The sequence below is a fragment of the Anaerobacillus sp. QJM3NY_17 genome (assembly GCF_056173665.1).
Genome location: NZ_CM149685.1, coordinates 2468586 through 2480167 on the forward strand (window position 1 = coordinate 2468586; position 11582 = coordinate 2480167).

At 40.4% G+C, this 11582-nt stretch carries 12 protein-coding genes; all 12 read right to left on the bottom strand.

What is annotated here, in order from left to right; translation table 11 throughout:
- Positions 1-18: 18 nt before the first annotated feature.
- The 12 genes from qcrB to trpB all read right to left on the bottom strand — a co-directional run bounded on the left by qcrB (position 19) and on the right by trpB (position 11581).
- Positions 19-690, bottom strand: coding sequence for a menaquinol-cytochrome c reductase cytochrome b subunit (qcrB, locus tag AC0VYV_RS12920; protein ID WP_194221909.1), 672 nt, complete (start codon positions 688-690; stop codon positions 19-21).
- Between the two features lie 12 nt (positions 691-702).
- The gene (locus tag AC0VYV_RS12925) at positions 703-1200 is read right to left on the bottom strand and encodes a ubiquinol-cytochrome c reductase iron-sulfur subunit (protein ID WP_194221910.1); all 498 of its coding nucleotides are present in this window, start codon (positions 1198-1200) and stop codon (positions 703-705) included.
- Between the two features lie 133 nt (positions 1201-1333).
- Positions 1334-1804, bottom strand: coding sequence for a YpiF family protein (locus AC0VYV_RS12930; RefSeq protein ID WP_430243061.1), 471 nt, complete (start codon positions 1802-1804; stop codon positions 1334-1336).
- The gene (locus tag AC0VYV_RS12935) at positions 1785-2621 is read right to left on the bottom strand and encodes a GNAT family N-acetyltransferase (RefSeq protein WP_475373902.1); all 837 of its coding nucleotides are present in this window, start codon (positions 2619-2621) and stop codon (positions 1785-1787) included. The genes AC0VYV_RS12930 and AC0VYV_RS12935 overlap by 20 nt, the downstream gene beginning before the upstream one ends.
- 184 nt (positions 2622-2805) lie before the next feature.
- Positions 2806-3342 carry a ReoY family proteolytic degradation factor gene (locus AC0VYV_RS12940; RefSeq protein WP_194221913.1) on the bottom strand — a complete coding sequence of 179 codons (537 nt, stop codon included), beginning with the start codon at positions 3340-3342 and terminating at the stop codon, positions 2806-2808.
- A 67-nt stretch (positions 3343-3409) separates the two neighbouring features.
- Positions 3410-4684, bottom strand: a complete 1275-nt coding sequence (locus tag AC0VYV_RS12945) for a tetratricopeptide repeat protein (RefSeq protein ID WP_303530994.1) — start codon at positions 4682-4684, stop codon at positions 3410-3412.
- Positions 4654-5613, bottom strand: coding sequence for a hypothetical protein (locus tag AC0VYV_RS12950; protein WP_475365375.1), 960 nt, complete (start codon positions 5611-5613; stop codon positions 4654-4656). The genes AC0VYV_RS12945 and AC0VYV_RS12950 overlap by 31 nt, the downstream gene beginning before the upstream one ends.
- Positions 5614-6057: 444 nt before the next feature.
- The gene (aroA, locus tag AC0VYV_RS12955; protein WP_475365376.1) at positions 6058-7344 is read right to left on the bottom strand and encodes a 3-phosphoshikimate 1-carboxyvinyltransferase; all 1287 of its coding nucleotides are present in this window, start codon (positions 7342-7344) and stop codon (positions 6058-6060) included.
- Positions 7345-7357: 13 nt separating this feature from the next.
- Positions 7358-8464 (bottom strand): prephenate dehydrogenase, encoded by a 1107-nt coding sequence (locus AC0VYV_RS12960; protein WP_430243068.1) that lies wholly within the window; start codon positions 8462-8464, stop codon positions 7358-7360.
- The gene (hisC, locus tag AC0VYV_RS12965; protein ID WP_430243070.1) at positions 8461-9564 is read right to left on the bottom strand and encodes a histidinol-phosphate transaminase; all 1104 of its coding nucleotides are present in this window, start codon (positions 9562-9564) and stop codon (positions 8461-8463) included. The genes AC0VYV_RS12960 and hisC overlap by 4 nt, the downstream gene beginning before the upstream one ends.
- Before the next feature lie 9 nt (positions 9565-9573).
- Positions 9574-10401 carry a tryptophan synthase subunit alpha gene (trpA, locus tag AC0VYV_RS12970; protein WP_194221919.1) on the bottom strand — a complete coding sequence of 276 codons (828 nt, stop codon included), beginning with the start codon at positions 10399-10401 and terminating at the stop codon, positions 9574-9576.
- A complete protein-coding gene (trpB, locus tag AC0VYV_RS12975; protein ID WP_430243072.1) occupies positions 10394-11581 on the bottom strand; it encodes a tryptophan synthase subunit beta in 1188 nt (395 codons plus the stop codon). Before trpB ends, trpA begins: the two co-directional genes overlap by 8 nt.
- Position 11582: the final 1 nt, after the last annotated feature.

Sequence of the window (11582 nt, forward strand, 5' to 3'; positions counted from 1 at the left end):
AAGTTCTGAGATTACATCTTATAGCGGGCCAGAAATACCCTGTTTACGAATCATGATAAAGTGAGCACCTAGCAATCCAAGAAGTGCAGCTGGCAAGAAGAATACATGAATCGCAAAGAAACGAGCGAGCGTTTGAGCTCCGATAATTTCTCCACCTGCAAGAAGAGTTTTTGCCCATTCTCCAACCACTGGTATAGTCACTGCAATTTCAAGACCAACCTTCGTTGCGAATAGCGCTTTCATATCCCATGGTAAAAGATATCCTGTAAACCCTAGACCAAGCATAACGAAGAAAATCAATACACCTACAACCCAGTTTAATTCACGAGGTTTTTTGTAAGAGCCGGTAAAGAACACGCGAAGGGTATGTAGAAACATCATAACGATAACGAGACTGGCTCCCCAATGGTGCATTCCTCTTACAATTTGTCCGAATGCTACTTCGTTTTGAAGATAGTAGACAGACTCCCAGGCATTCACAATGTCAGGTACATAATACATCGTAAGGAACATCCCGGATAGAATTTGAATAACGGTAATAAAAAACGTTAAACCGCCGAAACAATAAACAAACGCCGAAAAGTGATGAGCAGGGTTAACGTGCTCTGGCACTTCGTGATCTGCAATATCGCGCCACATTGGCGTAATATCTAAGCGTTCATCTACCCAATCATAGATTTTATTTAACATAGATTACGCCCCCTAACGTGGTTCAGGTTTTCCGAGGTAAAGTTTTCCATCTTCAACTTTCTTGTTGTAAACATCAAGCGGCGCAAGAGGTGGTGTTCCTTTTACATTCACACCATCTTTTGTGTAACGGCCACCGTGGCACGGACAATAAAACTGATCTGGATATGCTGCGTTTGAAGCCCAGTCCACCGTACACCCTAAGTGTTTACAAACAGGTGAAAGTGCGACGATTTCGTCTTTTTCATCTTTGTAAACCCATGCGGATTGAGTGACCTCAGATTCATACCAACCGTCTACCTGGTCAATTTTGAATTCTTTACGAACAGGTTTGTTCGTAATCTCACTTGTGTCCATTACAGGAACAAAATCCTGCTTGGCACCTTCTTTTAATAATGGATCAATTGCAAAACGAACCATCGGCATTAGCATTCCTGCTGCCATAAAACCGCCGACACCAGTCAGGCTGTAGTTTAGAAATTGGCGTCTTGTTACTTCCTTCTTCTTCGCCATTGGTTTCCCCCCTATCCTATGAAGTCAGTCCAGCCGGACATAAATAGTACATACATATAACTAGGACATTCCTATGATAGCGTAGTCACTCTTGCTCTGTCAATATTCGGATTGGTCTTTAGCATGCCACAAACTAACTATTTATATTACTTTGCCACGTATTTGTTACAAATTGTAAAACTTGTTTCACTTGCGCTGATACCGTTTCCATTTTATATTGTTCATCCATATGCTCTAGAGGGATCGCTGGCATCCATAGCATAGCACTATCTAACTGATCTTCAAGTTGCTTCCATTCAACATCGGCTGTTAGGGTAACAATGTGCTTAATTCCACCTTCGAATAACTCTTGTTCTACTTTTTTTAGACGTTCTACTTTTGATAATGATTCCTCAGAAGTCAAATAAGTAAAGGAAGGTAATAATAATAGACGCCCTTTTAACTGTCTTTCAAGCTCACTTGCTATTATGTTTATATATTCTCCCATCGATACAGTTGTTTTTATGCTACTCGTCATCGATATCGGGACAAGCGGAAGCACAGCAGTATCTACATATTCTTTTTCTTTTTCAAATAGAGCGATATCAGCTTCTGTCCATTTCATTTTGATAACTCCTTTTCTGTCCATATAAGTGCCAAATGGTTTGGTGGGACTTCATTTCTAGCCACTTCGCTTCTTTCATTGGTAAATCAATCCAAATCGTTCTCGCTTCCTCGCTTGCACAGTTGCTTGCAATCTCCCACATTTCTTTACTATAAAGGACCGTTTCATTAAATACTTTCACATGCAAATAAGAAGCTCCCTTCTCCTCCTTCGTCATCATAAAGCTTCCATATTCATTTAGAAAGATCTCAGTGCTATCAATGTAAGAAGACGATAGAGAAGGAACGAAGGGAAGTGGATAATAGATTGAATACGGGAAAAAAGAATGACTATTATTTCCCCATTCTTTTTCTATTAGACCTTTCTTTTCTGTTCCGGTCACTTTTTGAAAAGGTGACGTCACGATGTCACCAGAAACAGAATGAGGACTTATACGCGATGAGACTATAACTGCCTCAAGGTTCATATGTAAGTGAGGTGCTAAGCGATTACCTGCTATATTATACTCTTCTGTCGCATACCCGATCCATTTCACATTTGAATTGTTATGTGCTTCTTTACGTAGGAAGTTCATTAATGCTGAAGCAACACCTTTACCACGATAGTCAATATGAGTTCGCAATCTACCTAGAACGGCAGCTTCATCTTCATAGAGCGTCATCCCCGCTATGCCGATTAATTTCCCTGCTTCAAAATAGCCGACCATCTTCTCTTCTTTAATCAACCTTTTAGTAATCCGGACGACATAGTCATCTTCAATTCCAGTCGGCATTTCTTCTACAAGAGCGATATCATTCCACTCTAAACTTCGGATCAACACGTCTTCTCCTCTCTTGACTGTGAGTCGGTTAACTCAAAACGAATTCGACTAGCGACATTCATTTCTTTCTTAGTATACCATCTGTAAGATCATCGATGAAGGGGTATTCTCGAACGCACGTTCCAAGTATATGCTCATAACGATAGCCACCAAAATAAAAAAACCCTTGAAAAATCAAGGGTTATAAATTACTTAATTGCTTGCTTAAATTTTTGAACGCCATTTCATCATTGCGATCCAGTGCTTCATCAATCTGCTTCAAAATCGATTCTTTCTTGAACCGTGTAAACGACTCATCAAGAACCATTTCAGCCATAAATGAATACTTTTTATCCGCTGCCATATTTTCTGGTAAAAATGGATTTTCCTCCAGAACAGCCACATAGTGTGGAGAAACGTTTTTACTCTTGAAATTCAATTGAATGTAGATAGGCTCGTCCTGATTCAGACGAATGTCATGAAATGATTTTTCAGGGTCAGTCGTGATGATGTTGTGCTTATAAAAACGGAATGGAGCATTTTCTACACAATGAGTTGAGATCACAAGCGCCTTTGGACAAAACTCAGCATTCTCAACAAAATGTACGTTACCCATGAGCACTTCATCGCTTATTAAATAATTTAACAGCCAGACACATTCACGTTTCTTCACCTGGTATTTCTTCAAAAACCATTTCAGAAAGTCTTTCTTTTCAACGACAGAAACGGAGCTGCTCATAGCGATTCCTCCCTGAGATTTTCCTAATTTAACAATTCGTCATTGAACATAAATTTCCTTCTTCGCCTTACTCCTCTTTAAATGTTTCTTCTTCAAAGCGCAGTACTTCTTCCTCAAGATGAACGAGCGTTGGGTCCAACTCCAAAGCTAGCTTAAATGCATTAACAGCTTCTTCACGCCGACCCTCTTCAAACAAAAATCCTCCATACTCTTCTAAAAAGATCGGATCGTTTCTGAAATAAGTATATGCGTTTTCATAACGTTTTATGGCATCTTTATACTCTTCTACCTGCGCATAAGCAGTTGCAGCAGACCAATCTAAGTAAGGATCGCTTTGATCTCCTTCTTCAATATTACGTAGTAGATCAAGGATGTCTTCATATCTTTCTTCTGTTCTAAGATACGTTGCAAGCGTCTTCGCTGCTTCAATGTGCGTTGGATTAATAGCTAGTAATTCGCGTAAGTACTGTTCACCGCTTGCGTTATCATGAGTTTTATAACTTAACCTGCTCGCTTGCAAATAGAGCTCTTCGTTAAATTCATCCACCTTTATTCCGTCTGCTAGTACTTGAATTGCTTCACTAGTAGCGCCCTCTTCTTCATAGGCTTTTGCGAGGTATGGATAAAGCGTGCTGTATTGTGGATCAACTTCCTTCAGTTCGTTAAATGCGTTAATGGCTTTACGGTATTCACTTATTTGTAACGCTGTGAAAGCATATCCAAAGAGTGCATTAATTTCGCGAGCATTCTCAAGGCCTTTCTCATAGTAAGTAAGCGCCTCTTCAAATTGTCCGCTTCCACTTAGGGCTTCAGCTAACCTCAGTTCAATGTTCTCATTCGCAAGCTCTCCCTTAGTTCCGAGTACTGATTCATAGTAAGGTACAGCTTTTAAATGATGCCCTTGAGTGAGATAAAACTCACCTAGTCCAAAATCAATGATTGGCTCATCAGGTGAAAGACGCTTTGCTTCCATTAATTTTTGTTCCGCAACCTCTTCCAAGCCTTCTGTTTGATATAGATCCGCAAGCAAGAGAAGCGCCGGCGGATAAGCAGCATCACTTTCATCTATTTTATTTAATGCGGCAATAGCCTCCTGCTCTTGTTCAAGATCAACATAGCATTCAGCTGCCTGTACAAGTAATTCTCCTTCATTTGGATAGTGTATTAACAGTTCCTCTACTACATCTCTAGAATCTTCAATCAGTCCAAGACTATAGTAAATGTTTGACAGATCATATAATGTTTCATGATCTGCATCTTTTCGTACTTCTTTCAATTCTGTTAAACCTTTTTCAAAGTTCCCCGACTCAATTAATGAGACAGCCTGCTTAAGACGCTCCACGTTCCAAAACTCCTTCTAACACTACTTTTTTTATTTCGATGACTCGCAGTAAAAAACGATGGTCTGTGAATTTTCAAATGTTGACCATATCCTGGTTTTAGGAAAACATGATGATTCACTTTCAGTAATTCACCACGAAGTCCTGAAATGATTGGGTCTCTTCCATCATAATCAAGAAATAGTTCATCTTCAACTTGATTGCCTGAATTCGTTCGATAGAGATTAAAATCAAAATCCGTTCCTGTAAGGATTCCACCTTTTTGAGGATAAAAACCAATCCGCATTAATATTGGTTTAGGAAGCTGTCTCCTTCTCAATAATTCAGGATAGTGGAATGCGTCTAGCCCTTTGAGTACCGCTTCATCAAGCAATTGTGGAAGCTTAAGTTCTATAGCATCAGAATTCCACGTTTCGATAAATGAAAACAAAGGCACAAGCATGGCATGATAAGGAAAATTCGCTTGAACGATCCATTCAGATACGAATTCTTTCCATTCTTCCTCACGTTTAAAATCAATTACAATGAACGGAACCTGGTAACGTGCACACTTCCTAATAACATCTGGAGTCACTTTTGTGCTGTCCATTCGTAAACCAAGAGCATAGTCAATAGGAGAATTCACTAGGTATGATAACGAACGACTGATCTCTTCTTCAAATGTATAAGCATGTTTTATCTCGGTTAACGCTAGAATCGAAGTGACGCCTTGTAACATGTATTCTCTCATTAATTCGATAAATCCACTCTCTGGTTCTCTATTGTTTATTTCTGAAAGATAAACTTTCCCAGCCATCATTGAAAAACCGTTCAAGTTGCAACGGACTCCTTTATTAAGCTTTCCAACCTTCGTCTTATAAGATAACAATTCATCCGCAACCAACTTATAATCAGTGCCATCTATAGATGCATTTTCATAAAGACGTTTCAAACAAGCGCCCCCCTGCCATTTTGTTTATGACAGGCTATGTTTTAAAGAACTTGTTTATGTTATAAAAGCACCAATGAAAAAAATTCCCTGTGCCGAAAGCCTTTGTTAGCGCTTTCAAAACACAGGGACAAAATAAATATGGATAGGAGTGGAGAGAAACCATTACTATTCTTAGTATAACAGGGTATTCCAGAAAATCAACAGATTCTTTAGAAAATTTCGGTTTTTATCCAAAAAGCGTAAGCGCCCGTTTAGAGCCGACTAGCGCTGGAAACTTTCACTCTGAACACGCCCTTTGTGTTCAGAGTGAAAGGCGAAGCGTCTCGAGGCTCTGGGCGCTGAAGCTGGACACCGAATAGCGTAAGCGCCCGCTTAGAGCCGACTAGCGCTGGAGACTTTGTGCGCCAAAAGATGGGATGTGTTGTCACATAAAAAAGCAGGTTCCTAGGAACCTGCTCTTAGTTGTTTCAAATGTTCAAAGAAATCAGGATATGAAACTTTGATTGCTTCAGGTAATTCAAGCTGGACAGACCCCTCTGTAATGCAACCTGCGACTGCAAGCATCATTCCAATACGGTGATCACCTAAACTTGAAACCTGTCCACCATGGAGGCTTGTAGGGCCTTCTATAACCATTCCATCTGGTGTTCCTGTTACAGATGCTCCCAACGTTTGTAATGCTTCAACGACTGCATCGATACGGTTTGTTTCTTTTACTTTTAATTCTTCCGCATTTCGAATAACCGTTTTTCCATTAGCCTGCGTAGCAAGTAAAGCAATAACTGGAAGCTCATCAATCAATCTAGGGATCATCTCCCCTTCGATCGTTGTTCCCGAAAGATCGCTAGTACTAATTGTTAAATCAGCCACTTCTTCCTGATTCACAACCCGCTTGTTTTTAATGGACAAAGAAGCTCCCATCTGTTCAAGAACATCTAATATACCTGATCTTGTCTCGTTAATCCCTACGTTTAATAGGGTTAAGGTGCTATTAGGAACGATTGCTCCTGCTACTAGGAAAAATGCAGCTGAGGAGATATCACCTGGTACTTCTACATTTGTAGCGGTTAGATGCTGTCCCCCTTCAACGCTGACAGATAAACCGTCTCTCTTCACTTTGACACCAAAACTTTCTAACATATTTTCAGTGTGGTTTCGTGAACGATGAGTTTCTGTAACCGTTGTAACGCCATCAGCTTGAAGACCCGCAAGAAGAATACCTGATTTCACTTGGGCACTCGCTACAGGTGAATCATATGTAATACCACTAAGATTACCGCCTCTAATCGCTATCGGAGCAAACGTGCCATTCTCTCTCCCATCAATTGCTGCACCCATTTGACTTAATGGAACTGTTACGCGATTCATTGGTCGCTTTGCAATTGACTCATCTCCAGCTAATACAGAATGAAATGGTCTTCCAGCGAGTAAGCCCATCATTAAACGAAAGGTCGTTCCAGAATTCCCTACGTCGAGAAGCTCTGATGGCTCACGAAGACCTTCGATACCTTTCCCTTCTACCACTACTGAAGCTCCGTCTTGTTCAATCTGAACACCCATTTGTTTAAAGCAAGAAATCGTACTTAAACAATCTGCCCCAGGAAGAAAATTTGTAATTCGAGTTGTACCTTTTGCAATGGAACCAAACATAATGGCACGATGAGAAATTGATTTATCTCCAGGAATTGTAACTGTTCCTTTAAGACTTTGTGCTTGCACAATCGTTTCCATAGTCACTTACTCCTTATTTATCATCTACATACGTATCGAAGTCATGATCAAGGACCACTTTTGCATTGTCACGGTCTTTTTCTGAGCGAAAACTCACTCTAAGAACACCCATAATATCTTCTCGTGTCTCGATGATTCGAATATTTGTTATTGAAATTTCTTCAGTTGCAAGTTTTTGTGTAACGCTAGCGATGACACCAGGCTGGTCTTGAACGTCGAGAAACAAATCATAAAAAGCAGGGATAGCTCCTCTAGATCGAACAGGTAACCCATCTCGAAAGTCCTTAGCGTCTGAGAAGTAATCGTAAATACGATCTCCGTCTTCTTTTTTAATATAACCTTGAATTCGATCTAACTCGAGCTTCAAGTCTTCAGTCATCTGCAGTAAGACAGATTTGTTTCTTAGAAGAATATCACGCCACATCACAGGACTAGCTGATGCTATACGGGTAATATCCCGAAACCCTCCTGCCGCAAACCTCGCTACATTATAGCTCTGATTATTATTTCGATCACTAACAAAGTTAACCAGACTTGCTGCTAATATGTGAGGGAAATGACTAATTAATCCTACTAAATAATCGTGCTCTTCAGCGTCTAATTCAACAAATGTAGCATTAGTTGAACTTAGTAATGCTATTAGAGCATCTAATTTTGATTTGTTGACCGATTCATCAGGTGTCAAAATATAAAAAGCATTCTCAAACAAATGTGATTTTGCTGCTGTTACGCCGGTTTTGTGAGAACCAGCCATTGGGTGACCACCGATAAAGGTAACGGAAGGACTTAAGATTTTTTTAGCATGAGTTACAATCGAATGCTTCGTGCTACCCACGTCAGAAATAATCACATTGCTCTTCAAATTGATTTTGGCTAATTGTTCTAAAATTTGTTCTGTTTGAACAACCGGGGCAGCAATCATAATAAAATCAGCGGTTTGAACGGCTTCTTCAAGCGAAGAAGCCGTTTGATCTACAACCCGAAGTGCCATAGCTAGATCCAACTGATTCTGGTTTACATCATACCCCGTAATGACAGCATCGTGATGCCCTGCTTTTATGGCTAGAGCAATTGACCCTCCTATTAATCCAAGGCCAATAACCGCAACATGTTTACTCATGACTGTTCCTTTCTCTTTTCATCAAGAAATTGAGAAAGACAGCTAATGATTTCTTTGTTTTGCTCCTCTGATCCAACTGTTATTCTAGCTGAAGTTGGAAAACCAAGCGCAGAACCAGAACGGACGATGTATCCTTGTTTCATCAAGTATTCAAACACTTCGTCTGCAGGTATACCAAAATCAATTAATACAAAGTTCCCTTGAGAAGGATAAATGGATAAATCGTATTGCTCACAAAAAGCATAATAAAGCTCTCTGCCTTTTTCATTTTCTATTCGACACATATCAATAAACTGCTGATCCTTGAGAGCAGCAATTGCCGCAGCTTGCGCCACACGTGAAGTGTTAAACGGCTCTCGTGAAGGTTCAATTGAGGCGATTACTTCCGGGTTAGCTACTCCATAACCGACGCGAAGAGCAGCAATCCCATATGCTTTAGAAAACGTTCGTAAAACTACAAGGTTTTTATACTCTGAGAGCGCTGATAGCGTATCAGGAAAATTCTTCGCAGTAACATATTCTTTGTAAGCCTCATCCATGACAACTAGAACGTGATCTGGAACCTTTTTCAAAAATGAAAATAGTTCTTCTTCTGGAATATGCTCTCCTGTAGGGTTATTTGGTGAACACACCCAAATGATGCGCGTATTCTCATCAATGGCTTTTAGCATCTCTTCTAGTTGATGCTTTCCTTCAGTCAGTGGAACCTCACGAATTTCTGCATCTTCAATAACTGCGTTATGGCGATATTGCGGAAAAGTTGGTGTAGCCATCACTGTATTAGTTCCTTTTTCAAGATAAGTTCTGCAAAGGATTTGAACGACTTCGTCTGATCCATTACCGAAAACAAGCTGATCTTCATTTACATTAAGATGCTTTGCTACCTCAGTCCGAAGAGAAGCTGCATAGCCATCTGGATAAATGTGTAATTGCGACAGTTCCTTTTCAATGGCTTCTTTCACTGTTTGGGAGGAACCATATGGATTCTCGTTTGAAGCGAGTTTAATTACTTGTTTGAGACCAAGCTCTTTTTTTACTTCCTCAATTGGCTTACCTGGCTTGTAAGGGGTTAACCCTTTCATTTGTCTTTTTGGAATCATGCCTGCACCTCACGAATGGATTTTCACTTTCCCATATGGAGAAATCAAATTTCGTACATATGCCCGAATTTGATCTATCCCTTCTTTCTGGGATGCTTCTTTCTTCAACACTTCCACTTGTTCCTCAACTTGACGAATAATCGCACTACCAACAATAACGCCATCACAGTGCTCTTTTAGCTTTTCAACTTGTTCAGGAGCCGAGACTCCAAAGCCAACCGCAACTGGAATCATACTATGCTCTTTCACTCGATCGAGAAATGTAAAGACTGAGGAATGAAAGTCAGTCCTCGTTCCCGTAACACCGAGTGACGAGACGCAATAAAGAAATCCAGTAGCTTCTTTCGAAATGGCCTGCAGTCTTTTATCTGAAGTTGTTGGCGCAACAAGAGAAATCAGCGCAGTCTCATTAGCATTGCAACTTTCTCTCCACTCTTCACTTTCTTCAAAAGGAAGATCTGGAACTAATAGTCCGTCAATATCATTTTCTCGCACTAAAGCGAAGAAGCGTTCTTCTCCTAATTGTAACAAAAGATTGTAATAAGTAAATATCACAACTGGAATTTCAAGTCCTTTTTCTCGCATTTGTTTCACGAGACCCATCGCTTTCTCAAGGCTCATTCCGTGTTCTAATGCACGTAGTGACGCACGCTGAATCACTGGACCATCTGCTAGAGGATCAGAATATGGAATACCGAGTTCAATTGCATTAGCTCCTTCTTCTTGAAGCATCAATGCTAAATTAATAGTCGTTTCTTCTGTTGGATCACCAGCTACAACAAAAGGTATGAATAGATCGTTTCGTCCATCTACATGTTTCTCAAATCGTTTATTCATTAACGTCACCTCCAAGATGTTCCATTATCGTGTGCACATCCTTATCTCCTCTTCCTGAGAGGCATACAAGAATAACTTCATTTTCGTTCATGTCTGGCGCTTGCTTAATTGCTTCAGATAGCGCATGAGCACTTTCAATCGCCGGAATGATACCTTCCTCTTCAGATAGAACTTTTAATGCATCAAGTGCTTCATTATCAGTAATTCCTGTATATGTCACGCGACCCGTTTCATTTAAATAGGCATGCTCAGGTCCAATTCCAGGATAATCGAGTCCGGCAGAAATTGAATGTGGCTCTTGAATTTGTCCCGTTTCGTTTTGCAATAAGTAAGTAATTGAGCCATGAATAACACCGAGACGACCTTCAGAGAGCGTTGCGGCGTGTTCTCCAGTATGAATTCCCTTACCGGCAGCTTCTACGCCAATCAAGCGAACATCATCTTTAAGAAATGGATAGAACATGCCCATTGCATTACTACCACCTCCAACACAAGCGATTACCTTATCGGGTAATACTTCCATTTGTTCGCGTGATTCATCACCGATCACGCGCTGGAAATCCCTTACCATTTTCGGGTAAGGATGCGGGCCAACTACAGAACCAATTAAATAGAACGTATCTTCCACATTTGCTACCCAGTACCGAATCGCTTCATTCGTCGCATCTTTTAATGTTTTGCTACCAGAAGAGACTGGGACAACTTCAGCACCGAGAAGCTTCATTCTGAACACATTCAATTCCTGACGTCTAATATCCTCTTCTCCCATAAACACTTTACATTCTAATCCAAATCGAGCGGCTACAGTTGCAGCTGCAACACCATGCTGGCCAGCACCTGTTTCAGCAACAATTTTTTCTTTCCCCATACGAACGGCAAGAAGAGCCTGTCCAATTGCATTATTTAATTTATGTGCCCCTGTATGGTTAAGATCTTCACGCTTCAAATAAATTTGTGCCCCGCCAAGTCTTTTTGATAAGTTTTCTGCATGTGTAATCGGCGTTGGTCGACCTGAATATTTTTTCAGTTCCTCATGATAACTCGTCATAAATTGTTCGTCTGCCATTGCTTCGTTTAGCGATTGTTCTAATTCTTCTAACGCATACATCGCTGTTTCCGGAACATATTTACCGCCGTATCTTCCATATCTACCGCGTTGATCAGGTACAGTTGTTGACATT

What these genes read in the sequence shown, in the direction of transcription:
- AC0VYV_RS12940 (WP_194221913.1), bottom strand. Translation starts at nt 3,342, where the DNA reads ATGAGCAGCTCCGTTTCTGTCGTTGAAAAGAAAGACTTTCTGAAATGG.
- trpB (WP_430243072.1), bottom strand. Translation starts at nt 11,581, where the DNA reads ATGTCAACAACTGTACCTGATCAACGCGGTAGATATGGAAGATACGGC.
- AC0VYV_RS12930 (WP_430243061.1), bottom strand. Translation starts at nt 1,804, where the DNA reads ATGAAATGGACAGAAGCTGATATCGCTCTATTTGAAAAAGAAAAAGAA.
- trpA (WP_194221919.1), bottom strand. Translation starts at nt 10,401, where the DNA reads ATGAATAAACGATTTGAGAAACATGTAGATGGACGAAACGATCTATTC.
- AC0VYV_RS12960 (WP_430243068.1), bottom strand. Translation starts at nt 8,464, where the DNA reads ATGAGTAAACATGTTGCGGTTATTGGCCTTGGATTAATAGGAGGGTCA.
- aroA (WP_475365376.1), bottom strand. Translation starts at nt 7,344, where the DNA reads ATGGAAACGATTGTGCAAGCACAAAGTCTTAAAGGAACAGTTACAATT.
- AC0VYV_RS12925 (WP_194221910.1), bottom strand. Translation starts at nt 1,200, where the DNA reads ATGGCGAAGAAGAAGGAAGTAACAAGACGCCAATTTCTAAACTACAGC.
- qcrB (WP_194221909.1), bottom strand. Translation starts at nt 690, where the DNA reads ATGTTAAATAAAATCTATGATTGGGTAGATGAACGCTTAGATATTACG.
- hisC (WP_430243070.1), bottom strand. Translation starts at nt 9,564, where the DNA reads ATGATTCCAAAAAGACAAATGAAAGGGTTAACCCCTTACAAGCCAGGT.